This window comes from Devosia algicola (assembly GCF_028816455.1).
Taxonomy (GTDB): domain Bacteria; phylum Pseudomonadota; class Alphaproteobacteria; order Rhizobiales; family Devosiaceae; genus Devosia; species Devosia algicola.
This window is the reverse complement of record NZ_CP118246.1, coordinates 2,699,996-2,723,579: the sequence shown is the minus strand read 5'-3', so window position 1 is coordinate 2,723,579 and position 23,584 is coordinate 2,699,996. Positions and strand designations below refer to the sequence as shown.

Here is a 23,584-nt window from a genome sequence, read left to right as displayed (position 1 = left end):
CCAATGGGCCAACTCGACCCCGGACCTATGGCCAGAAGAGGTCAATCGGCGTTGAGATAATTCATCAAAATGCCTGAAAAGGCCGCGTTACTGGGTGCATTGGTATCGCGCGCGATTGTGCGCATGGCGATAAGCGCCGCGCGAAATTCAACATAAAAATCCCAGCCGGGCGTCGCATGATAGGTCAATCCCAGGTCAAGTTTGCTATTGATGAGCTTGGCCGTACTTGGCTTGACGAAGACTTCGGTTTGCTGGGCATAATAGGCTGGCACGATGGTTACGAGGGTCCATTTGGCGAGTTGGTGCCGGGCGAAAACCGCGACCAATGCGACAAAACCCGTCTGCTGGTCGCCGTGCAGAAATTCGAACCAGGCTGCGGCCCAGTCCTCTGTTTCAGCCTCGGATAGTCCGGCGACGTCGGCTTTGAATTTCGGCTTTTCGAACATGGATACCAGGGCCGACCGGCTGACCAGTGTTGCGGCAGCATCAATAATGGCAGAAGGCTCGGCAAACCGGTCGGCGGCGAAGCGCTCGCGTGCGAAGTCGCCATGTTGCTCCATCTTGTACTTCTTGGCCATGGCCGCCATTTCAGGGTGGTCGAACCCACCCGGATAGCGTTCGAGAAAACGCCGTTGGGCTTCAAGCAGAACGTCCGTGTTCATGGCAGTCGCCTCCCATCAGCGGAGCATCAACAGCACACACATTGCCGTGCGATCCGGTGTACCCATAGAGGCATGGTTCGTACCGGAAAGGCAACAAACAGCGGCGCAATGGCGGACGCGCCGCAGCCGGTGTCATGACATCGAGGATATCCAGTCCTCGGAACACTCCGCGTCGCCGGTTTTAGCCCTCAAGGCTCTTCGCGCAATAATTCGAGTTCCAGCCATTGATCCTCGGCCTTGGCGCGTTTGGCGTCGACCTCGCTCAGCCGTGTGCTTTTTTTGGCAAATGCATCGGGGTCACGCGCATAAAGGCCGGGGTCGCCCAATTCCCTGGCAAGGCTGGCGCTATCGGCTTTCAGCTTTTCAATCTGGGCCGGCAATGTTTCAAGAGCGTGCTTTTCCTTGAAGGAGAGTTTGCGCTTGCCGGTGGCAGCGGTTACAGGCGCCAAGGCTGTCTTGCCGGGTTTGTGGGCCTTGGTTATGGCGGCACGCGCCGCCACGCCCTCGCCACGCTGAATAACCATATCCGAATAGCCACCCGCATATTCGGTCCAGCGACCATCGCCCTCGGACATGATCACCGAGGTTGCAACCCGGTCGAGAAAATCGCGGTCATGGCTGACGACCAGCACGGTACCGGCATAGTCGGAAACCATTTCCTCGAGCAGGTCCAGGGTTTCCAGATCCAGATCATTTGTGGGCTCGTCGAGCACCAGAAAATTGGAGGGCAGTGACAGCGCGCGTGCCAAGGCAACCCGGGCCCGTTCGCCGCCCGACAATTTGCCGATCGGGGTATTGGCCTGTTCGGGCGCAAACAGAAAATCCTTCATATAGCCAACGACGTGACGCGGCTGGCCATTGATGTGAATCGTGTCGCTACCGCCGCCCGTCAGCGCGTCCTTGAGACGGGTATCGGGCAACAGCTTGGCGCGCCCCTGATCGAGCATGGCCAGTTCCAGCGACGCGCCGCGCTTGATCTTGCCGCTATCAGGTTCCAGCAGACCGGTCAGCATGTTGATCAGCGTGGTCTTGCCCGCGCCGTTGGGGCCGACAATGCCGACCCGGTCACCCCGTAGCACCCGTGTCGAAAAATCGGTGACAATGGCGCGGGTACCATAGGTTTTATTGATGTCTTCGGCATCGACCACCAGCGCGCCTGACGAACGTCCTTCGGAAACCTGCATGTTGACGCTGCCGGTGACGCGGCGCTGGTCGCGCCGATCCTGGCGCAATCCTGCCAACCGTTCCAACCGGCCCACATTGCGCTTGCGCCGCGCGGTCACACCATAACGCAGCCAATGTTCCTCGCGCACAATCTGCCGGTCCAGCTTGTGTCGGTCGCGTTCTTCCTCTTCGAGCACCTGATCACGCCAGGCTTCAAAGGCGCCAAAACCCTTGTCCAGCCGCCGGGTGATGCCGCGATCCAGCCAGACGGTGGCGCGGGTCAGATCGCTGAGAAAGCGTCGGTCATGGCTGATCAGCACCATGGCCGAGCGCAGCGAGGCAAGTTCGGATTGCAGCCATTCGATGGCAGGCAGGTCAAGATGGTTGGTCGGCTCATCAAGCAGCAGGATGTCCGGCTTGGGTGCCAGAACGCGCGCCAGTGCGGCACGCCGCGCTTCGCCGCCGGAAAGCTTTTTCGGATCTTCAGTACCGGTCAGGCCCAGTGAATTGAGCAGATATTGGGCCCGATAGGGGTCATCGCCTGGCCCCAATCCTGCCTCGACATAATCGAGCGTTGTTGGAAAAGCGGAAAGATCGGGTTCCTGGGGCAGATAGCGCACGGTCGCACCCGGCTCGATGAAGCGGACACCGCCATCGCGAGCAACATCACCGGACGCGATCTTGAGCAGGGTGGACTTGCCCGATCCGTTGCGACCCACCAGCGCGATGCGCTGACCCGGGGAAACGATCAGTTCGGCGCTTTCGAGCAGCTGGGTGCCACCGAATGTCAGGGAAATATCTTGCAGGCTCAAAAGCGGGGCAGCAGCCATGAAACTTTAGCGATCCTTGGGTGTTTTGGGGCATAGAGCATGGCTTGGCGCCCAGATCAATCCGAGCTTTGGGCATAAGGGCCAAGTGTGCGGGGCATGGACGCCGACCGATTGCCATTTGATGGCGAAACCGACCGATGACCCTAATGGGCCGCCAGTTCGCCCTCGTCCAGATTCAATTCCAGCCCCAGCCGTTCGCGCAGCGAGCGCCGTTTGTGAGCCAGGTCGGCAATTGTATAGGTTTCGAGTACGGCGAAAAACGCGCCCAACGCCTCGCGTAGCGCCGCGTTCAACTCGCATTCGCCGATCAGGGGGCAGTCAGCGCCATCCTCGAAACATTCCGCCAGGGCGAAATTTTCTTCGGTCAGCATGACGATTTCGAGCAGGGTAATGTCGGCGGCGGGCTTGCCCAGCTTGATACCGCCCCGGCGCCCGCGCACGGTTTCAAGCAGACCCTTGGTCACCAGCGGCTTGATCAGCTTGAACAAGAACAGTTCCGAAATGGCGTAGGCCCGAGCAATGTCGGCCACGCGGCTCAGGCCGGGCTGATTGATGGCGCAATAGACCAGCGTGCGAATGGCATAGTTGGATTGGCGTGTCAGTCTCATGGTGATCCTTTTAGGAGACATAGGCCGATCCGGCCATGCCGCGACTTTGCCCTGACGTCCTGTCGGTCCGCTCAATTTATAATTGTTCTAACATATGTCAATTACATGAGCGCAAAATTCATAATTCGGTCAGGTGGTCAGATCGCCGATATTGCGGGAAAAATAGCGGCGATAGAGCGGCAATTCGGCAGCCCCGATTGACGGGGCCGTGCCGCCGAGGTGGCCTTGAAACACTTGAGGCGCCGCAAAGGGGCCTTCTTGCAGTTTCTGCAGCTCCTCCGTGACCTTGGCGACCAGCCGCTTGACCACTTTGGCGGGCATCAACCCGTCAATGATAGCCAACTTGCATTCGAGCACCATAGTGGTGTTGAAAATGACCACGGCGAGGGCGGCGCCAACGGTATCAAGCCAGTCTGACAGGACAGGCTCCAGCCTATCCCAGTCCCAATCGTCGGGTATCCCGGTGGGGGGCGCGACCGGCATCAACAAGGCGTTGCTCGAGGGCCGTGATCGAGGCAATATTTTGGGCGGGAATCGAACCATCACCCGCGTGGCCTACCAGCATCGACCCCAGATTGGCCGAGTTTCCGGTTGGCCCTTCCCATAATTGGCTCTGCCCAACAATGCCGGCGCCGACATAGCGCGACACCATAAGATAGAGGAAGTCGCCGGGCCGGGGTTTGGGAAAGGCAATCAGGCTCGGCCCAGCAGGCGGCATTGCCATCGTTGAAAATGGACACTGCCAGGCTGGTGGCGTTGCTCAACTCCCCTGCAAGGTCCTTACCCCTCCACAATGCTGCCTGCTCTGGCGGGGCGTTGACCAGGTGAATATAGCGCCAGAGATGGCTGGGCATGGCAATACCGAGGTCGAGCACCCGGAACTGCTCGCTGAATGACAGGGTGGCCATCAATTCGTCGACCATGGTGTTGATGTCGGCGACGATGGTATTGGCGTCGGGATAGGCATATTCCTTGCGTATTGTGCCGCGCGTCTGGCCGCGCAGGTCAATCAGATGGACCTGGATGTGCCGCCAACTGATTTCACAGCCGATGCAAAAGGCGCCGTCAGCATTGAGAAAAATTGGTGTCGCTGGCTGGCCACGACGACCGCGGACCACTTCGCCGCGCTCGATCAGGTGCGCCTTTTCCAGTTCGACCAGAATGGCGGATACGGTTTGCGGCGCCAGGCCAGACAGGCGCGATATTTCGGCATTGGAGACACCGGCATTGAACCCGATGATGGACATGACGGCACGTTCATTGGCCCGCCGAAGCCCTTGATGTTGCAAGCCGCGGCCGCCAGCGTCGAATACATCATGGGTCGGCTTTGGTGCCATGGTCATTACAAATGCTCCTTAGGCGCAGCGAATATTGGAGCCGCATTCAGTCGGGACTGTCGAAGCCCGGCTGACAATCTAGAAAATCGGAGTGAAAAATCATTGTCACAAAAAAATCCACGTAGTCCAAATACTGTTCTTTAACTGTAAGCAACCGTTAACGCAATGTTACCCAAATAATACACAACAACTTGCGCACCGCCGAAAGGTGGTCGCTCGTAACAATTGAGGATATGGTTGATTTAGGAGGGCATGCCCATGATGCGCTGGTATTCCAGCTCGGCCATGCCATAGGCGCCGTCGCCCAAAACGATCAGCCCCTCGCGATCACGGATGACTATTTCACCGCGATTTGCTCGCACCAGCCCTCTGCCTTCCAGTATATGCAAGGCGTCGGTGACACCGGACCGGCGCACCCCCAGCATGACCGAGAGGAATTCGTGGGTAATGGCAATCTTGTCGCTGTCGATGCGGTCCTGGACCATCACCAGCCAGCGCGCCAGACGCTCCTCAAGCCGCGAGCGGCCATTGGCCAAAGCGGTCGAGGCGATCTGAATGGCAAAGCTGCGCGCGTAGCGGTTAAAAATGATATTGAGCGAAATTGATTGAGCCAGCGCCACGCGTAAGGATTTGACGTCGAGTTTGAGGCCGCGCCCCTCGATCTGGACGAAGGTCGAAAAAGCGGCGATTTCGTCGAACTGGACCACGCCGGTGCCGCTCATGCCGTCGCGCCCGACGATGCCCACTTCGATATCGCGTCCCTCGGGCAGGTGCGCCACAACCGAGAGCAGCCCGGTTTCAGGGAAAATCACCGATTCAATTATGCTGCCCGGCTGCTCGATCTCGTCCTTTTGCACATATGACACCGGCTCGAGATGTTCGGCCAGAAAAGCCTGATCTTCAGGCTTGAGGATGGCCAACAGCTTGTTATGATGAGCATAATCTTTGTCGATCACCAGGCTCACTTCCCCGACGCAGGCACGTTATTGCCCCATTGATCTGGTCGCGTCGACCAGATCCTATTGTTAACACGAATTGTTCAGGCAGTCTTGACCTTGCACAATGCGGCCGCAACCACCTGGGACATCTGCTCAAACGAAAACGGTTTGGACAAAAGCGGGAACGCGCGCATTTCGGCGGGAAGATCCTCGGCAGTATAGCCGCTGGAAATGATCACGGCGATGCCGCGTCCCCGACAGGCCTCGACCAGTTTCATGGTGTCGTCGTTGCCCAGATTGAAATCCATGACCGCCAGACACGGCGCATGCTGTTCCAGCGACGCCCAAGCGCTGTCCTGATTATGGGCAACATGAATCTGGTCACCGCCCATATCCCTGAGCATGTCTTCAATCATGAGCGCCACCAGCGGCTCGTCCTCGACAACGAGTACACCGCAATTCTCAGGAATCATTGTTTCCGCCTTTATGCCCCGGTCGCACCCTAAACGAAGTGCGGCACGTCACAAGCCGGTGTCCGGTACCGTACAAAGAATTTCTCTTGCCGATCCGCTAGTTAGCCGATGTCGCCCAATTCATCGATCCGCACGCTCTTGCCGGTTCTTGAACTTTGCAACGCGGCGAGGCCGGTCATGACGCTCATGGCACCTGCACGCGACCCCGCCCGTTGCCCCAAACTGTCCTCGCCACCGGCAAAGATCATGTTGCGCATCCGGTCGTCGCCACCAAAATGGCCACCGGCCGAATGAGGCACCTTTATGCGCTCAACGCCCCCGCCAAAGCTCTTGATCAAAAGGATTTCGTCGTGGTCGGGACGCTCCCAGGGCTGCTTTTCATATTGACGCAGTTCGATCCGTCCCTTGGTGCCATTAAAGGCAATATGGTGCCCTTCGATCGGCATGAAGGTGTTGAGCGAATAGGAGACGACCACATCATTGGCGTAGCGGATGTTGGCGGTCATGGTGTCGGGAATGTCGATATCCGCGCGATAAACGCAGGCATCGCGTACATAGCCATCCAGATCGGAAGGGTCTTCATATAGCGCCTCCAGAAACGGGTCGGCACTCAGATCAAGGTAAAAATCGCAATAGCTGGCGTGTTCGCACCCCTTGCAGCGGGTGCCGCGATAAGGGCCCTTGGCGCCATAATTGCGCAATTCGCCAAAAGCGGTAACGGTTTGCGGATCAGCATCGATATACCAATTGAGCAGGTCGAAATGATGGGTGGCCTTATGCACGAACAGCGAGCCTGAATTTTCGACATAAGCGTGCCAGCGGCGGAAATAATCGGCGCCGTGATCGGTATCGAGATACCAGTGAAAATCGACCGACGTCAGCGTACCGATGGCCCCTGCGCTCAACAATTCCTTGAGTTTTCCGGCAGTGGGGGCAAAGCGGTAGTTGAACGACACATCGACCCGTTTGCCGCTGCGTTTTTCGGCTTCGCGAATGCGGCGGATCTTGTCGACCGAGGTGGTCATCGGCTTTTCGGTGATGACATTGCATCCCGCTTCCAGCGCGGCGACGATGATATCGTCATGATTGCTGTCGCGGGTGCACACGATCACCAGATCGGGTTTGGTCTGGCTAAGCGTCGTCTCAATATCGGTAAAGATCGGTGCATTGGAGCCGATCATGGTGCGGGCGCGTTCGGCGCGCAGTTCGTTGGTGTCGCAGATCGCCACCAGTTCGACGCTGTCACGCCAGCCTTCCAGCAGGTTCTGGCCCCACATGGTAGTGCCCCGATTACCCGTTCCGATCAGGGCAAAACGCTGTCTTTGATCCGTCATTTTCGTATTCCTTCACGGCGCCGGCCGGCCGCCGCATCTGTCAGACCCAGTCCACCCCGGCGATTCCGGGGTGAGAGCCTGTTCACTCAACACACACTGTTGAAGCGTTCGAGGCAAGTTTCCAGCACCTCGTCGCCGTCTTTCTTCCACCAATTTTCGCTGGAAAAAATCTCCACTTCCTGCGGGCCATTATAGCCCGCAGCCTCAATCATGGCACGAATGGATTTGAGGTCAATGATGCCGTCACCCATCATGCCGCGGTCGAGCAGCATGTCGCGCGTCGGTACCAGCCAATCGCAGATATGGTGAGCAAAAATCCTGTTCATCCGGCCAGCGCGCGCAATGGCTGCCGCAAGATTGGGGTCCCACCAGACGTGATAGACATCGATGGCGACCCCGACGGTTTCGCCCAAGTCCTCGCAGATATCGAGCGCCTGATCGATGGTGTTGACGCAGGCCCGATCCGCCGCATACATCGGGTGTAGCGGCTCGACGGCCAGTTTGACGCCGCTGGCATTGGCGTGCGGCAGCATGGCGGCAATACCGTCATGAACCATGGCCCGCGCCCCGGCAATGTCCTTGCTGGAGCCGGGCAGGCCGCCCACCACCAGCACCAGGCAGTCGGCATTGAGCGCCGCCGCCTCATCAATGGCGTGCAGATTATCGTCAATCGCGGCCTGACGTCCCGCTGCGGTGTCGGCTGGAAACATGCCGCCCCGGCAAACCCCGGTCACCCGCAGCTTGTTGTCGCGCACGATTCCGGCCGCTTCACTCGGGCCGATTTTTGCAATTTGATCGCGCCAGGGTGAAATGGCGGTGACCCCATGGCGCAGGCAGCCATCGACCGCTTCGGCAAAACCCCATTGCTGGCGGGTGGTCGCCAGATTGAGGGACAGGATATTGTCGCTCATGCCGCCACTCCATTCACCCTCAATATCGCCTGCATCCGCTTGACCGCCAGGTCTGGATCGCTCAGCGCCCGCGCTTTGTCTGCCAGTCGGAACAGTTCGGCCAGATGCTGTAATGAGCGGGTACTTTGTTGCCCGCCAACCATCGAAAAATGCTCCTGCAACCCATTGAGATAGGCCAGAAACACCACCCCGGTTTTATAAAAGCGGGTCGGGGCCGCAAAAATGTGCCGTGACAGCGGCACGGTCGGCTCCAGCAGTTCAAAAAACGCCTTGGAGTTGGATTGCCCCAATTGGGCCAGCGCCGCCGACGCCACCGGGGCGATAGCGTCAAAAATGCCCAACAATGCATCGGAATAGCCCTCCTGATCCCCGGCAATCAGTTCGGCATAGTTGAAATCGTCGCCGGTATACATACGCACAGTACCGGGCAGGCGGCGGCGCATGGAAATTTCCTTTTCCTTGCTCAGCAACGAAATCTTGATCCCGTCGATTTTTTCGGCATGGGCTGCCATGACGTCAAGGCAAACATCCATCGCCTTTTCAAGGTCGGCATGGCCCCAATAGCCAGTCAACGCCGGATCGAACATGTCGCCCAGCCAGTGTATGATCACCGGCTGTTTTACCTGGCGCAGAATATGGGCATAAACCCTCGCATAGTCGTCCGGCCCCTTGGCCGCTGCCGCCAGTGCGCGGCTGGCCATCAGGATAACGCGCCCCCCTGCCCTTCGACAAAGCCGACCTGCTCTTCATAGGCCTTGATGATATCGTCGATGCTCACATCGGGGCCGGGGGCCAGATGGTCGGTCCCCGCACCATAGGCAATCAGCGCATCGTCGCGCGTTCCGGCTTCCGCCTGCGATCGCTTGATCAGGCTCCTGCGCCTCGGCCCAGCCAAGTCCCATGCCGCGCTGCGCCGTGTCCATCGCCTCGGCCACGCCCAGTCCCAGATCCCACAGCCGATGCCGAAAGGCCAGCGTCCGCTCCCAGTCAATCGCCGGGGTCAACCATGGATCAACCGCCGCCAGCGGATCGGCCACCACATGGGCCGCTCCATAGGCAATGCGTGAAAACTCGGCCGCCTTGTGTTTGATAAAGGGCAATGGCTCGCCGGTGAGGGTGTAGCTGGTGATCGAGCGGTCGGAATTGGGTAGATTGATCCTGGTCATTTTGGCCTCCTAAGCCTCAACAAACTTGGGTCACCCCGGCAATGGCCAGGGTCAGTCCGTCGCTGTCAGAATTCCAGTTTCGGCACGTCGAGCCAGCGCCGTTCTTCCCAGCTCTTAAGGCCCAGTTCGGCCAGTTGCACGCCCTTGGCACCCGCCTCAAGCCCATAAGGCCACGGACCGTCTTCAGCGACATGGCGCAGGAACATTTCCCATTGCGCCTTGAAGCCGTTTTCGGCCGGCCAATTGTCGGGCACTTCTTCCCAATCGTTGAAAAAATTCATCGTTTGCGGCTGGTCCGGGTTCCACACCGGCTTTGGCGTATTGACCCGGTGCTGGCTCCAGCATTTGTGCAGGCCCGCAACCGCTGAGCCATGGGTGCCATCGACATGAAAGGTCACCAGATCATCGCGCCGAACCCGCGTTGTCCAACTCGAATTGATCTGCGCAATCACCCCGTCTTCAAGTTCAAACGTGGCATAGGCCGCATCATCAGTATCGGCCTTGTAAGGCTTGCCATTTTCATCGACGCGCTCTGGAATGTGCGTTGCGCCAAGGCAGGAGACGGCCTTGACCTCGCCGAACAGATTATCGAGCACATAGCGCCAGTGGCACAGCATATCGAGGATGATGCCGCCGCCATCGGCCTTGCGATAATTCCAGGCTCGGGCGTTGGGCCGGCTGCCAGTCACCTTCAAACACCCAATAGCCAAACTCGCCCCGCACCGAGAGAATTTTGCCAAAAAAGCCACTGTCGCGTAGAATTTTGAGTTTCATCAGGCCCGGCAGGAACAGCTTGTCCTGCACCACGCCATGCTTGAGACCCGAGGCGCGCGCCGTCTTGGCCAGATTGAGCGCCACCTCAAGATTGTCCGATGTGGGCTTTTCGCAATAAACATGTTTTCCGGCGGTCAGCGCCTTTTCGATCAGTCCGGCCCGCATCAATGTCGTGCCAGCGTCAAAAAACACGCTGTCGTCGGGGTTGGCCAATGCCGCATCAAGATTGCTGCCATAGCGCTCGATATTGTGCTTTTTGGCAAGGCGCTCGATCTTGTCGGCGTCCCGCCCGACAATGATCGGATCCACCACCAGCCGGTCGCCATTCTTGAGCGCAATGCCACCCTGATCGCGAATGGCCAGGATCGAGCGCACCAGGTGCTGATTATAACCCATGCGCCCGGTGACGCCATGCATGATCACGCCCAGCCGTTGTTCCGCCATTTGTCGCCCCTCAATATCATTGACATTTGTAACTGCTTGGTTACTTGTTACATCAGGCCGGTTTTCCGTCAAGTGGTTTGTCAAGGCGAGCCATGCACGAAATGCAGGACTCGATGCGCCCAAAACCACCTTTTGCCAGCGCTCAGCGTGAGCGCAATGTTAGCCGTTGAGGGGTGCGGAGGGGATCGGCGTCAACGCTAGTGCCTTTACCCGCTCCGTCGCCGCTGCTATCGCCTAGGCGTCGTTGCAAACCCGATTGGTGCCCTTTTCCGTGACCCTGACCGCCCCGCCCGCCCGGCGTCCCCGCAATTCGGCCAAGACGAAAGCTGCCATTCTGACGGCGGCGCGGGGCGAGTTTTCCGAGCGTGGATTCGAGGGCGCGCGGGTTGATGCCATTGCTGATCGCGCTGGCGCCAACAAGCGCCTGCTTTATCATTACTGGGGCAACAAGGAGGCGCTCTATCTGGCGGTTCTGCACGATGCCTATCTCGAAATCCGTAGCGGCGAACGCGAGCTTTCGCTCAGCAAACTCGATCCGGTCGAGGCGGTGGACCGCATTGTGCGTTTCACCTTTCGCCACTATCTGGCCAACCCCTGGTTCCCGCGTCTGCTGGCCGTTGAAAACCTGCATAATGCCCGCTTTCTCAAACAGATCGCTGACATTCCCGCCCTGCATTCGCCCTTGGTCGCCGAACTCCGGGCCATTGTCAGCAAGGGGAGTGACGCTGGTATTTTTCGCGGCGATGTCGATCCGGTGCAGCTTTATATTTCCATTGCGGGCCTTGGCTATTTCTATGTCTCCAACATGAAGACGCTCTCGGTTATTTTCGAGCGTGACCTGTCCGAGATCACTATGGTCCAGGAGCGCGAAGCCCAGGCGGTGCAGATGGTGCTGGACTATTTGCAGACCAGGCCGGACAGGTAGAACGGCAAGCAAAACCTCGGCGGGCTTGCTAGGCTGGCGGACCCAGCCTGGCGTGCGCCATCTGCTTGATCCGCGCGATCAGATCCGCGACCCGTTCGTCATTAATCCGTTCAGCGAGCACATAAATGCCAACGGTTTCGGGGGTTGGCGGCGTGCTCAACGCAATCTGGTGAATGTCGCGCTTGCCAAATTCGTCGGCCATGACGCTGGTATGGCTCAGCACTGCGTCCGTGGCGCTGATAAAATCAAGGCACGCGGCCAGCGAGTTGGACCCGAAGGCGAAGCGGGTGCGATCAAACAGAGTCGAGGACCGGTCCTGCCGATGGGCAGCGTCAAAAAAACGCTGGTGCCGGGTTTCGGGTGGCGTGCTCGTGACGCTGGGATAAGCCTCGATCTCGTGGCGGTCGCGCGGTCGCCCCAGCAACGGGTGGCGAGCGCGGACATAATAGGCGCCATGAACGCTGGTTAGCGGCAAAAACTCTGTGCTTGTGGCTGCGTTCAGACCGACAATTTCATGCCCGATAAACAGCGATATATCGCCGGACAACAATTGATCCATGCAGCGCAACTGGTTGCCCAGACTCGCCTGGATCGGCGCATTGGGATATTGCTGGGCATATTGAACCACCATGTCGCGTACCAGCAACGACCACCAGGAATAGCCGCAGCCGATGCTCAGGCCGCGTTCGGTGCGCAGCCGCTGGTTTTCGAGCGCATTGAGCGTGTTGTCGTAGAGCCGCCGCATCAGCCGGGCGTTTTCGTAAAGCGTTTCGCCATAGGCGGTCAGTCGCATGCCCTGGGAGGAGCGCACGAACAATTGCACGCCCAGGCTCTCCTCGAGTTTGCGCATATTGAAGGTCAGGGTGGGCTGGGTCACATATAGCGCCGCCGTCGCCCCACTGATGCTGCCAGCCTCGGCGATGGCCAGAAATTGCTGCAATAGTTTGTCCATGACCGATTCCTCCGCTGGGCCGGGCTATAGATAGCATCTATATTATCCCGGTGATTTCGTATTTTTCCCCGCACCCTCTCTATGGCTCTATAATGCCCAAACCGGCGCCTCGGCATGGCGATGGCAAACAATCGAGACGATAAATGACGAAAGTCTCGCGCGCCATCTTCCATACAAGTGTCTTGACACTGCAAAAAGAGTGCGTCAAAGTTTGTAACTAATCGGTGAATTAGCGACTGGGAGGTCGCTGTTCCAATAATAGCTGGCTCTGCCGGTAAAAAGATTTCCAGGGAGGAAGTAAATGTCAATTCGTATCGATCGCCGCCAGTTTCTGGTCGGCAGCACAACCCTCATGGCTGCTGGTGCTTTAGGTATCAGCCCGGTCCTGTCGCAGGAAGCGCGCCTGCGCTTGCTGTTCTGGGGCGGACAGGCCCGCGCCGACCGCACTTATGGCGTCACCGACCTCTATGACAAGGCCAATCCGGGTCAGGTCGTGGAAGGCGAGTTTCTTGGCTGGGGCGACTATTGGCCCAAGCTGGCCACCCAGACCGCCGGTGGCAACGCCCCCGACATCATCCAGATGGACTATCGCTATATCGTTGAATATGCCGACCGTGGCGCTATTGCCCCGCTCGATGACTATGTCGGGGATGTGCTGAAACTGGACGATTTCGATCAGGATCAGGCTCGACGGCGGCAAGGTCGATGGCAAGCTTTACGGCATCAGCCTGGGGGCCAACTCGGTCGCCATGATGGTCAACAAGGCCGCCTTCGAACGCGCTGGCGTCGAGTTGCCGGGCAAGATGACCACCTACGACGATCTCAAGGCCATGGCCGAAAAGTTCAATGCCAAGGGCGAAATGAAGCTGATCGGCGACGGCTCGGGTTCCGAACCCATGTTGGAAAACTGGCTGCGCCAGAAGGGCAAAGCGCTCTATACAGCCGAAGGCAAGCTGGCCTTTGATGATGCCGATGCCACCGAATGGTTCGCCATGTGGGCCGACCTGCGTGACGCAGGCGTTTGCGTATCCGCTGAAGATCAGGCGCTTGATACCGGACCGCTTGAAACAACGATGGTCACATTGGGCAAGGCGGCGATGATCCCGTCAAACTCAAACCAGTTGGTGGCCTTCCAGGCGATCAACCAGGATGAGATCACCATCACCAACTTCCCCCGCATCGCAACGGACGCCCCTGGCGGGCACTATCGCAAGCCTTCGATGTTCTTCTCGGTGGCCGGCAAATCCAACGACAAGGAAAGGCTCGGCAAAATTCATCAGCTTCTTTGTCAATGACAAGGATGCGGCCATGGTTCTGGGCGTTGAACGCGGCATTCCCTGCTCGGCTTCAGTGCGCGATGCGCTGGCACCGACACTGGACGAGCAGAGCAAGATCGCGCTGAACTTCGTGTCCAATCTGGGTGACCTTTTGGCGGCCTTGCCACCATCGCCACCGGCGGCAGCGGGCGAAATTGACAGCCTCGCTCCTGCGCACCATTAGTCAGGAAGTCGCCTTCGGTGCCAAGTCACCCGATGACGCCGGTCCCGAACTGGTCAGTGGCGCTGCCGATATTCTGGCACGGGCGGCGAGCTAATCGATGACCGCGCACTCCTATAGCGCCGCCGATAGCGCCGCCAAGTTGGGGCGCGCGGTCACTCCCTCGTTTTGGTCACGTATGTGGACCCGCGATGCACCGGGATATTTGTTTCTGCTCCCTTGGTTCATTGGCTTTTTCGGCCTCACTTTGGGGCCAATGCTCACTTCACTCTATCTCAGCTTTACCGACTTTGATCTCCTGACCTCACCCAACTGGGTGGGGATGGACAATTACACCCGCATCTTTACCGCCGATCCGAAATTTGCCGCCTCGATGCGGGTTACCTTCTTTTTCGTGATCTTTTCGGTGCCGCTGAAACTGGCGTTCGCGCTGGCGGTTGCCCTGCTGCTCAATCGCGGCATGCGCGGCCTGCCGCTTTATCGCGCCGTGTTCTATTTGCCATCGCTGCTGGGTGCCAGCGTCGCCATTGCCGTGCTATGGCGGCAATTGTTTGCCGGGGACGGCGTGGTCAATGATTTCCTCGCCATCTTCGGCATTGAGGGACCAAGCTGGATCTCCAATCCGCGCTATTCGCTGTGGACGCTGATTGTGCTCTCGATCTGGCAGTTCGGCTCACCCATGATCATATTTTTGGCCGGCCTTCGCCAGATTCCGCAGGACATGTACGAAGCGGCCAGTCTTGATGGGGCCAGCAAATCGCGCATGTTCTGGAAGATCACCTTGCCGCTTCTGACACCAGTCGTGTTCTTTAACGCCGTCATCCAGACAATTGATGCGTTCAAAAGCTTCACCCCCGCTTTCATCATTTCGGGCGGCACTGGCAATCCGATCAATTCGACGCTGTTTTACACGCTCTATCTCTATCAGGAGGCGTTTGGCTTTTTCCGCATGGGCTATGCCTCGGCGCTGGCCTGGGTGCTGTTGGCAATCGTGGCGGCCTTTACCGGCTTCTCCTTCCTGACCTCGAAATATTGGGTGCATTATGACGAGTAGCGCTCCCCGCCTCACCGTCGTAACGGGCGCTGATGACAGCGCAGCGCGCTGGCGCAAGCGTGCCCTGTCGACGGCTTCCCACGCAGCCCTCATCATCGCCTCGATATTGATGCTTTATCCCTTGCTGTGGATGCTGTCGGCCTCGTTCCGACCGGAGAACGAGATTTTTTCATCCTCAACGCTGTGGCCATCCAGCTGGTCGCTTGATGCCTATGTGCGCGGCTGGAACGGGTTGCGGGTCTCGTTCGGCACCTTCTTCCTCAATTCTTTCATCATCGCGATTCTGGCGATTATCGGCAATCTGGCGACCTGTTCGCTGGCTGCCTTTGCCTTTGCGCGCCTTGAATTTCGCGGTCGCTCCTTCTGGTTTGCGCTGATGCTGGGCACCCTGATGCTGCCCTATCAGGTCACCCTGATCCCGCAATATGTGCTGTTTCAGGGGCTGGGCTGGATCAACACCATTCTGCCGCTTGTCGTGCCGAAATTCCTCGCCGCCGACGCGTTCTTTATCTTCCTGATGGTGCAGTTTTTCCGCGGCATTCCCAAGGAGCTTGATGAGGCGGCGCAAATGGATGGTTGTTCACCCTGGCGCATCTATTGGAAAGTGCTCTTGCCGCTGTCGACACCGGTGCTGGCCACCGCAGGCGTTTTCACCTTCATCTGGACGTGGGACGACTTTTTCGGACCGCTGATCTATCTCAGCGATATTCGCACCTACACCGTCATGCTTGGACTGCGCACTTTTGTGGACTCCACCGCACAGTCGGATTGGGGCGGGTTGTTCGCCATGTCGAGCCTGTCGCTATTGCCGATCTTCCTGTTCTTCCTGTTCTTCCAGCGCCTGCTGATCGACGGCATCGCCACGACCGGCATGAAGCGCTGATCGATTTGAACCATCTTTTGTCAGAGTTTTCCCATGACCACTAAATTCGCCGCTATCGGCATCAATCACAGCCATATTTACGGACAGGTGAATTGCCTGCTGCGTGCCGGCGCGGAACTGGTCGCCTTCCATGCCGTCGAGGACGATCTGGCCGCCGAATTCGTCGCCAAGTTTCCAAAGGCAAAGCGGGTGGAAAAGCCTGAAGTCATCCTCGAAGACGAGACCGTCGCGCTGGTCATAACGTCGGCCATTCCCGGTGATCGCGCTGATATCGCCATTGCCGCCATGCGCCACGGCAAGGACGTCATGAGCGACAAACCGGGCATGATCAGCTTTGCCCAGCTTGATGAGATCAAGACGGTACAGGCCGAAACCAAGCGGATTTTTTCGGTCTGCTACTCCGAACACTTTGAAACCCGCGCCACCGTCAAGGCTGGTGAACTGGTGCGGGCTGGCGCCATCGGCGAGGTGATCAATACGGTGGGGCTTGGGCCCCATGCGCTCAAGAATAATCCGCGCCCTGACTGGTTCTTCACGCGCGCCCGCTATGGCGGCATTCTGGCCGATATTGCCAGCCACCAGTGCGAGCAATTCCTGTTTTTTGCCGACACGCTGGATGCCGAAGTCGTATCCGCCACCGTGTCCAACCGCGCCAATGCAGACCGGCCGGGCCTACAGGACATTGGCGATATTCACCTGCGTGCGCCCAATGCCACCGGCTATATTCGCGTTGACTGGTTCACGCCAAAAGGCCTGCCGACCTGGGGCGATGGCCGCCTGACGATTTTGGGCACCGAAGGCTATATCGAACTCCGCAAATATATAGACATTGCCGGGCGCCCCGGCACCGATCATCTGTTTCTGGTCGATGGCAAAGGCACCCAGCATATCGATTGCTCGGAGGTTGATTTGCCCTATGGTCGTCAGCTGATAAGCGATATCCAGAACCGTACGGAAACGGCAATGAGCCAGGCTCACTGTTACAAGGCCATGGAACTGGCGCTTAAGGCCCAGCAACTGGCGGAAACCAATTCGGAGTGGTCGGCATGAGCGACAAGATCTTGAATGTAGCGGTGGTCGGTCTAGGAATCGGGCGCAGTCATATCGTAGAAGGCTATCTGCCCAATACCGACAAGTTCCGCATCGCGGCCATTTGTGATCTCAGTCAGGATCGGCTGGACGGTATTGGCGCGGAATTCGGTATCGAGCAGCGGTTGACTGATTTCGACGCGCTGCTGAGGATGGACGATATCGACATCATCGATGTCTGCACGCCTCCCATGGTGCACTATCCCCAGATCATGGCCGCGCTCAGGGCGGGCAAGCACGTCATCTGTGAGAAACCATTAGTCGGCTCGCTGGCGCAGGCTCGACGAGGTTGTCGAGGTCGAAAAGACCGCCAAAGGCAAGTTGATGCCGATTTTTCAGTATCGCTATGGCGATGGCATCGAGCAGGTTCGAAAAATTATCAATAGCGGCCTGGCCGGCAAACCCTATGTCGCGACCGTCGAAACCTTCTGGAAGCGCACTTCGGCCTACTATGAGGTGCCGTGGCGCGGCAAGTGGGCCACCGAACTGGGTGGGGTTCTGATGACCCATGCCATTCACATCCACGATATCCTGACCTATCTGATGGGACCGATTACCGGCCTGTTCGGTCGCGTCGCCACGCGCGTCAATGACATTGAGGTCGAAGACTGCGTTTCAGCCTCATGCGTGCTTGAAAGCGGCGCCCTGGCATCGCTGACAGCGACATTGGGCAATCAGGACGAGATCAGCCGTATTCGACTGGCCTTTGAAAATGTTGCCTTTGAAAGCGATCACGAAGCCTATTCGCCTGGTGCCAAGCCCTGGAAAATCATCCCGGCCAACGACGAGATAGCGGCCAAAATTGCCGATCTACTCAAGGGTTGGACGCATGTGCCGCCTCGCTTTGAAACTCAGGTCGCCCGTTTTCACGACGCGTTGACCAATGGCACAGCCCTGCCTGTGACCACGGCTGATGCCCGGCAGGCGCTGGAAATTGTCACGGCTTTCTATCATTCGTCCGAAACGCACACCGAAGTGAGCCTGCCGATCGGTCGCGATCACCCCAAATATCAGAGCTGGGTTCCAGCCGCTTTCCGTACTTAAGGAGCCGACAATGGCTACCAACGTCGTTTTGCAGAATGTGGTGAAAGCCTATGGCGATATCGAAGTCATTCATGGCATTGACCTGACGATCGAGCCGGGCGAGTTCGTGGTTTTCGTCGGCCCCTCAGGGTGCGGTAAATCCACCCTGCTGCGGATGATCGCGGGTCTCGAACCGATTACCGGAGGCGATCTGGTGATCGACGGGGAGCGGATGAACGATGTGCCACCGGCGCGGCGCGGCATCGCCATGGTATTCCAGTCCTACGCACTCTATCCGCATATGTCGGTCTACAAAAATCTCGCCTTTGGTCTTGAAACAGCCGGGCTGAAAAGATCCGAGATCGAACCGCGCGTGCAGCGGGCAGCCGAAATTTTGCAGATCGTGCCGCTGCTTGGCCGCAAGCCCAAGGCGCTCTCGGGCGGGCAGCGCCAACGCGTTGCCATTGGCCGCGCCATCGTGCGCGAACCGCGTCTGTTCCTGTTCGACGAGCCATTGTCCAATCTGGACGCTGAACTGCGCGTTCAGATGCGCGTCGAGATCGCCAAGCTGCACAATGATCTGGGCAACACCATGGTCTATGTGACCCACGATCAGGTCGAAGCCATGACTATGGCCGACAAGATTGTGGTGCTCAATTCTGGCAATATCGAGCAGGTCGGCACCCCGCTCGATCTCTACAACCATCCGCGCAACCTGTTCGTTGCGGGCTTTATCGGTTCGCCCAAAATGAACTTTTTAACTGCCCAGTTGAAATCGGGCGATGACAATAGTGCGCTGGTTCATACCGGCGGACACGATCTGGCGCTAAGCCGGGCGGTCGGGGCCAAGCCAGGAGATAGCCTGACCTTTGGCGTCCGGCCGGAGCATATCACCCTTAACGAGGGCTCTGGCCTCAAGGCTCGGCGATATGCGGGTCGATCTGGTCGAACATCTGGGCGGCGCGACACTGCTTTACACAACGTTGGACGATGGGCAAAGCCTGGCCATCTCGCTGGAAGGCCAGCGCCCGGTGGCGTTGGGATCGACCGCAATCGCCTATGTCGATCCTGCCCGCTGCCACCTGTTTGATGGTAGCGGCGCCGCAGCGTGATCTGATCGCTCTTGGGAGGTCAAACGCCAAGTGGCGCTGTGACGTTGTGTCCAATATAGCGCGATTGCGGTCGCATCAGCCGACCGGTTGCAATCTGTTCGCGAGCATGGGCAACCCAGCCGCCGACGCGACCGGCGGCAAATACGCAGGTAAACGCTCCGCGCGGCAAGCAGAGCGATTCCAATAGCAAGGCTGTGTAGAATTCGACATTGGTTTCAAGTGGCCGGTCCGGCTTTTTCTGCTTGAGCAATCGCAGCGCCGTGGCTTCGACGGTTTCTGCCAGGGTCAAACGTTCAGGGGGCACATAGCCTGCGGCCGCAAGCTTCGCCAATGCCGCCTTGAGCGCATCGGCGCGCGGATCGCGCACCCGATAGATGCGATGACCAAAGCCCATCAATCGCTCTCCATCACCCAAGGCACGGGTCAGCCATTTTTCTGCATTGTCGGGCTGACCGATTGCATCAAGCATATCCAGCACCGGACCCGGCGCACCGCCGTGGAGTGGCCCCTTGAGCGCGCTCAAGGCCGCGAGCACCGCCGAGGTCAGACCTGCGCGGGTCGACGCGACGACGCGGGCGGCAAAAGTCGAGGCATTCAGTCCGTGATCGACAACAGTCACCAGATAGGCCTCAAGTGCCGCTACCTGTTCAGGTGCGGGATGCCTACCGTAGGTCATTGTCAACATATCAGCGGTGTGGCCCAGCGTCTGGTCGGGCGGCACCGGGGACAGACCCTGGCGCAGTCTTGTCAGGCCAGCGGTAAAAACCGCCGGGGCGGCGATCAGGGCATGGGCCGTCTCGTCATCCTCACCGTCTGCGAGCCGCGCCATTAGCGCTCGCAGCGCTTCAACCGGCGACATATTCAATAATGCGCCGTCAACGGCACTCAGATGATCAAAAACCCGGAGCCGCGCGGCGCCAATTGCCGCCTTGAGATCAGCTGGATCACAATCGAGCAGCAATGCCAGCACCGCTTCGAATTCGACCTGACCGGCCAAAGCATCGAGCGAATGACCGGCAATGATCAAGCGGCCCTGAAGACCATCGACATCTGACAACGCCGTTTCGGCGGCGATCACGTCATCAAGACCAGAACTCATATTGCCTTCTCCTTTGCCAAGGCTCGTAAATCGGCTCTATTATCATTGACGTCAATCTTGATGTAATTGATCAATATGAGTGACCATGACATGGATTACGGCCGACGCGGCGCTGGCACGACTAAGAACCAAGCCGCAAACTCTTTATGCCAATGTCTCGCGCGGTCGCATTCAGTCGCGCCCCGACCCTGTCGATTCACGTCGATCACTTTATCGCAGTGAGGATGTAGACCGGCTTGCCCAGCGCCGACCTGGCCCCGGCCGAGCCGCGACGGTGGCAAGCCAGACCATTGCCTGGGGCGAGCCGGTGCTGCCCACGGCAATTTCGACGATCACCGATGGTCGGTTGTATTATCGTGGTCAGGACGCAGCTGAGCCTGTCGCAATCGGTGAGCCTTGAAGCAATAGCAGGCCTGTTGTGGGACTGTCCTCACCCCGTTTTTCGGGTGCCGGACGCATTTGAGGTTCCAGAAAATCGGGCCCCTTTGGAGGTATTGGCCGATCTGGCCGGAACGCAATTACCGACGCTTGGCCGCAACGGGGCCATGCTGCAGACCGACGCCACCCAAACCGTGGGGGCGCTGGCCGCAACACTGGCCGGTCCGTCGCGACCCGATCTGGCGCTGCATTTGAGATTGGCCGACCATTGGGCACGTCCGGCCAGCGCCGATATGGTGCGGCGCGTTCTGGTTCTGCTCGCGGAACATGAGTTGAACGCCTCGACATTTGCGGTTCGGGTAACCGCGTCGACCGGCGCATCATTGGCAGCGGCGGCGCTAGCCGGGTTGGCAGCGCTAAGCGGGCCGCTTCATGGTGGTGCGGCAGCGGCAATGGGCGACCTGACCGAGACAGCCAAACGCATTGGTGCCCGCAAGGCCATCGAAAGCTTTTTGCAGCAGGGTCGCCCCATTCCCTGCGTCGGACACCGACTTTACCCGCAAGGCGATGTCAGGGCCGAGGCACTGATCGAACATTTCAAGCTGCCCGCGATCCATGCCGAACTTTACGAGGCCATTGAATCGATCGTTGGCGAGCAGCCCAATATCGATTTCGCACTGGCGGCCCTCGCCAGTGCATTTGACCTGCCCGCAGAAGGCTCCCTTTGCCCTGTTCACGCTGAGCCGTTCAATCGGCTGGCTTGCCCATGCGCTTGAACAGGTTGGTTCGGGGGCACTCATCCGCCCCCGCGCCAACTATGTCGGTCCACCACTGGAAACCATTCCGCGCGGCTAAAAATGCAGATCGGTAGGTACGGGCGGCGCGTCATAGAGCACGGTAATCTTTATGCGCTCATTGGCCGCCATATAGGGATCATTGGGAAAGAACGGTTCGGTGGTGGATTTGCCGATGACGGCATTGATGTGATCGTCACCCAACCCGAATTCGCCGAGAATCGAACGCACCACATTGGCACGGTCACTGGACAGGTCCCAAGCGCCGTATCGGGCATTGTTGAACTGCTCGCCGGCGGCGGTATGGCCTGAAATCGTGATCTGGTTGGACAATTGCTGCAGGATGGGCGCGATAGCGGCAATAGCCCGGCGGGTAATTTCAAGCGGATATTTCGAGCCTTCGGGGAACATCGGACGCCCCTTCTGGTCGACGATCTCGATATTCAGCCCATCCTTGGTTTCCTCGATCAGCAGATTATCGGCGATCTGGGCGATGTCGGGCATGGCCTGCCAGGCCTGCCGAATACTGGCAGCGGCGGCATGAAAATTGGGATCGTAGCTAGAGCGCGGATCGGCCCGGGTCGAGGCTCGAGGCATCGAGCTGGGTGCTGTCCTTGCCGTCTCTGCCGCCAAGCACGGCGCGCTGTGAACCGTCCTTGCCGCCCTCGGGGGTCAGCGAGACATCCATGGTTGCGTTCGGGGCCGCGCCCGCCATCTGGGCACCGGCCTGATCAATTGCCGTGCCACCCAAAATGCCGCCTGCGCCGCTATTGGAGGGGCTGACATTGGGTGGCGCAAAGTAATTGGCCAGGCCCTCCTTTTGCTCGGGCGTGGTCATGCTGATCAACCAGAGCAAAAGGAAAAATGCCATCATCGCGGTCACAAAGTCCGCATAGGCAATCTTCCAGGCCCCGCCATGATGGGCATGCGCACTCTTCTTGATCTTTTTGATGATGATCGGTTGGTCGTGGGTGGCCATGAGGCCCTCTTTGATGGTGTTCCAGCGTTACGTTATGGCCGCCAAGCCGGCGGTCGATTCATCAATCTCGGAAAATGTCGGGCGGTCCTCAGACATCAGCAGCTTTCGCGCAAATTCAATTGCCAGAACCGGAGGTTGGCCCGAAATGTGTGCCAGCAGCCCCACTTTCATCGACAGCAAATATTTGTTCTCTGCCTCGTAAATGTTGCGCAATGCCTGCGCCATGGGGCCAAAGAACCCATAGGCGACAAACACGCCAAAAAAGGTACCCACCAGCGCGCCGCCGATCATATGACCCAGAACCTCCGGCGGCTCGCTGATCGCGCCCATTGTATGGATAACCCCGAGCACGGCAGCAACGATACCCAATGCCGGTGTACCGTCTGCCAACGCCTGTATGGCAGAGACCACCCGTTCGTTTTCCTGGTGATGGGTTTCGAGCTCCTCATCCATCAACGCATCCATTTCGTGGACATTGTTGGTACCGAGCGTGACCATGCGCAGATAATCACACATGAACTCAACGGCATGATGGTTGGCCGCAAATTTCGGGAATTTGGCAAAGATCGGGGACTGACCCGGATCTTCGATATGCGGCTCCAGCGCCAGAACGCCCTTGGCCTGGACCAGCTTGAACAGGCTGAATTGCAGACCCAGAAGCTCAACATAGGCCGCCTTGTTGTAGCGCGGCCCGCGAAACAGTGTCCCCATGACGCCAATGCACTGCTTGAGAACGGCCCCCGTGTTGCCGATGACAAATGCCCCGGTCGCTGCCCCAAGAATGATCAACACTTCATAGGGCTGAAACAGCACCTCCATGTGGCCACCCTGGGCGAGATAGCCGCCGAACACGCAAGCAAAAACGATAAGAATTCCAACTAGAAGACGCATAACCCAGTTCCAAGTTAAGCCGTTTCCGGCGACAATACGCCCACCAGAACTGTCGTGATCTCACCGCCAGATGATCGACACCGATCAGACGTGCAGTTTGAGCGCGTGTGCGGTCCCTTTGACGAGGCGCGTTTGGACAGCACCAATTTGCTGCCACTGCCATTATGTGACCATTAACCTTAACAGTGAGTGTATTCTCGCGCGGGGCGGATCGAACTAGGCATGGTCATTGGGCGTGCCTAATTTGGCAAATTGCGCTTATTGGGC

The 23,584-nt window shown here is 58.5% G+C and carries 18 protein-coding genes and 6 pseudogenes; 8 read left to right on the top strand and 16 right to left on the bottom strand.

Going from position 1 to position 23,584, the window contains the following annotated elements; all coding sequences use genetic code 11:
- Window positions 1–41 precede the first annotated feature (41 nt).
- From PSQ19_RS14460 to PSQ19_RS14410, 11 genes and pseudogenes are all read right to left on the bottom strand, one after another.
- Window positions 42–662, bottom strand: a complete 621-nt coding sequence (locus PSQ19_RS14460; protein ID WP_282218308.1) for a hypothetical protein — start codon at window positions 660–662, stop codon at window positions 42–44.
- 188 nt (window positions 663–850) lie between these two features.
- Window positions 851–2,656 (bottom strand): ABC-F family ATP-binding cassette domain-containing protein, encoded by a 1,806-nt coding sequence (locus tag PSQ19_RS14455; RefSeq protein WP_282218307.1) that lies wholly within the window; start codon window positions 2,654–2,656, stop codon window positions 851–853.
- A gap of 143 nt (window positions 2,657–2,799) precedes the next feature.
- A complete protein-coding gene (rirA, locus tag PSQ19_RS14450) occupies window positions 2,800–3,264 on the bottom strand; it encodes an iron-responsive transcriptional regulator RirA (protein WP_282218306.1) in 465 nt (154 codons plus the stop codon).
- Between the two features lie 129 nt (window positions 3,265–3,393).
- Window positions 3,394–3,747, bottom strand: coding sequence for a hypothetical protein (locus tag PSQ19_RS14445; RefSeq protein WP_282218305.1), 354 nt, complete (start codon window positions 3,745–3,747; stop codon window positions 3,394–3,396).
- 59 nt (window positions 3,748–3,806) lie between these two features.
- Window positions 3,807–4,607: an ROK family transcriptional regulator gene (locus PSQ19_RS14440; protein ID WP_282218304.1), complete on the bottom strand. Its 801-nt coding sequence runs from the start codon at window positions 4,605–4,607 to the stop codon at window positions 3,807–3,809.
- A gap of 236 nt (window positions 4,608–4,843) precedes the next feature.
- The gene (locus PSQ19_RS14435; RefSeq protein ID WP_282218303.1) at window positions 4,844–5,557 is read right to left on the bottom strand and encodes a Crp/Fnr family transcriptional regulator; all 714 of its coding nucleotides are present in this window, start codon (window positions 5,555–5,557) and stop codon (window positions 4,844–4,846) included.
- Window positions 5,558–5,640: 83 nt separating this feature from the next.
- The gene (locus PSQ19_RS14430) at window positions 5,641–6,012 is read right to left on the bottom strand and encodes a response regulator (RefSeq protein WP_282218302.1); all 372 of its coding nucleotides are present in this window, start codon (window positions 6,010–6,012) and stop codon (window positions 5,641–5,643) included.
- A 101-nt stretch (window positions 6,013–6,113) separates the two neighbouring features.
- Window positions 6,114–7,346: a Gfo/Idh/MocA family protein gene (locus tag PSQ19_RS14425; protein ID WP_282218301.1), complete on the bottom strand. Its 1,233-nt coding sequence runs from the start codon at window positions 7,344–7,346 to the stop codon at window positions 6,114–6,116.
- An 86-nt stretch (window positions 7,347–7,432) separates the two neighbouring features.
- Entirely contained in the window at window positions 7,433–8,257 is an 825-nt protein-coding gene (locus tag PSQ19_RS14420) for a sugar phosphate isomerase/epimerase family protein (protein ID WP_282218300.1), read from the bottom strand.
- A pseudogene (locus PSQ19_RS14415) lies at window positions 8,254–9,423 on the bottom strand (dihydrodipicolinate synthase family protein). The gene PSQ19_RS14420 and the pseudogene PSQ19_RS14415 overlap by 4 nt, the downstream one beginning before the upstream one ends.
- Before the next feature lie 65 nt (window positions 9,424–9,488).
- Window positions 9,489–10,641 (bottom strand): annotated as a pseudogene (locus PSQ19_RS14410) (Gfo/Idh/MocA family protein).
- A gap of 271 nt (window positions 10,642–10,912) precedes the next feature.
- Between PSQ19_RS14410 and PSQ19_RS14405 the strand changes: the two are divergent.
- Window positions 10,913–11,566, top strand: a complete 654-nt coding sequence (locus tag PSQ19_RS14405) for a TetR/AcrR family transcriptional regulator (protein ID WP_282218299.1) — start codon at window positions 10,913–10,915, stop codon at window positions 11,564–11,566.
- A 28-nt stretch (window positions 11,567–11,594) separates the two neighbouring features.
- On the opposite strand, the gene PSQ19_RS14400 is transcribed toward PSQ19_RS14405, so the two are convergent.
- Window positions 11,595–12,518 (bottom strand): LysR family transcriptional regulator, encoded by a 924-nt coding sequence (locus PSQ19_RS14400; RefSeq protein WP_282218298.1) that lies wholly within the window; start codon window positions 12,516–12,518, stop codon window positions 11,595–11,597.
- Window positions 12,519–12,819: 301 nt separating this feature from the next.
- Here PSQ19_RS14400 and PSQ19_RS14395 point away from each other — a divergent pair.
- The 6 genes and pseudogenes from PSQ19_RS14395 (at window position 12,820) to PSQ19_RS14370 (ending at window position 19,176) form a co-directional block, all read left to right on the top strand.
- Window positions 12,820–14,112: pseudogene (locus PSQ19_RS14395) on the top strand (ABC transporter substrate-binding protein).
- An 81-nt stretch (window positions 14,113–14,193) separates the two neighbouring features.
- Window positions 14,194–15,069 carry a carbohydrate ABC transporter permease gene (locus PSQ19_RS14390; RefSeq protein WP_282220714.1) on the top strand — a complete coding sequence of 292 codons (876 nt, stop codon included), beginning with the start codon at window positions 14,194–14,196 and terminating at the stop codon, window positions 15,067–15,069.
- Between the two features lie 109 nt (window positions 15,070–15,178).
- Window positions 15,179–15,952 (top strand): carbohydrate ABC transporter permease, encoded by a 774-nt coding sequence (locus PSQ19_RS14385; protein WP_407648208.1) that lies wholly within the window; start codon window positions 15,179–15,181, stop codon window positions 15,950–15,952.
- Window positions 15,953–15,985: 33 nt separating this feature from the next.
- The gene (locus PSQ19_RS14380; protein WP_282218297.1) at window positions 15,986–17,002 is read left to right on the top strand and encodes a Gfo/Idh/MocA family protein; all 1,017 of its coding nucleotides are present in this window, start codon (window positions 15,986–15,988) and stop codon (window positions 17,000–17,002) included.
- Window positions 16,999–18,085, top strand: a pseudogene (locus PSQ19_RS14375) (Gfo/Idh/MocA family protein). Before PSQ19_RS14380 ends, PSQ19_RS14375 begins: the two are co-directional and overlap by 4 nt.
- Window positions 18,086–18,095: 10 nt before the next feature.
- Window positions 18,096–19,176 (top strand): annotated as a pseudogene (locus PSQ19_RS14370) (ABC transporter ATP-binding protein).
- 19 nt (window positions 19,177–19,195) lie between these two features.
- Here the strand turns inward: PSQ19_RS14370 and PSQ19_RS14365 are convergent.
- Window positions 19,196–20,275: a citrate synthase/methylcitrate synthase gene (locus PSQ19_RS14365; RefSeq protein ID WP_282218296.1), complete on the bottom strand. Its 1,080-nt coding sequence runs from the start codon at window positions 20,273–20,275 to the stop codon at window positions 19,196–19,198.
- A gap of 85 nt (window positions 20,276–20,360) precedes the next feature.
- Here PSQ19_RS14365 and PSQ19_RS14355 point away from each other — a divergent pair.
- A pseudogene (locus PSQ19_RS14355) lies at window positions 20,361–21,508 on the top strand (citrate synthase).
- Here PSQ19_RS14355 and PSQ19_RS14350 read toward each other — a convergent pair.
- The 3 genes from PSQ19_RS14350 to motA are packed head-to-tail and all read right to left on the bottom strand — an operon-like array spanning window position 21,505 to window position 23,317.
- Complete coding sequence (locus tag PSQ19_RS14350; RefSeq protein WP_282218293.1) at window positions 21,505–22,044, bottom strand: OmpA/MotB family protein; 540 nt, start codon at window positions 22,042–22,044, stop codon at window positions 21,505–21,507. The pseudogene PSQ19_RS14355 and the gene PSQ19_RS14350 overlap by 4 nt on opposite strands.
- Window positions 22,007–22,426, bottom strand: coding sequence for a flagellar motor protein MotB (locus tag PSQ19_RS14345; RefSeq protein WP_282218292.1), 420 nt, complete (start codon window positions 22,424–22,426; stop codon window positions 22,007–22,009). The genes PSQ19_RS14350 and PSQ19_RS14345 overlap by 38 nt, the downstream gene beginning before the upstream one ends.
- 27 nt (window positions 22,427–22,453) lie before the next feature.
- The gene (gene motA, locus PSQ19_RS14340; protein WP_282218291.1) at window positions 22,454–23,317 is read right to left on the bottom strand and encodes a flagellar motor stator protein MotA; all 864 of its coding nucleotides are present in this window, start codon (window positions 23,315–23,317) and stop codon (window positions 22,454–22,456) included.
- Window positions 23,318–23,584: the final 267 nt, after the last annotated feature.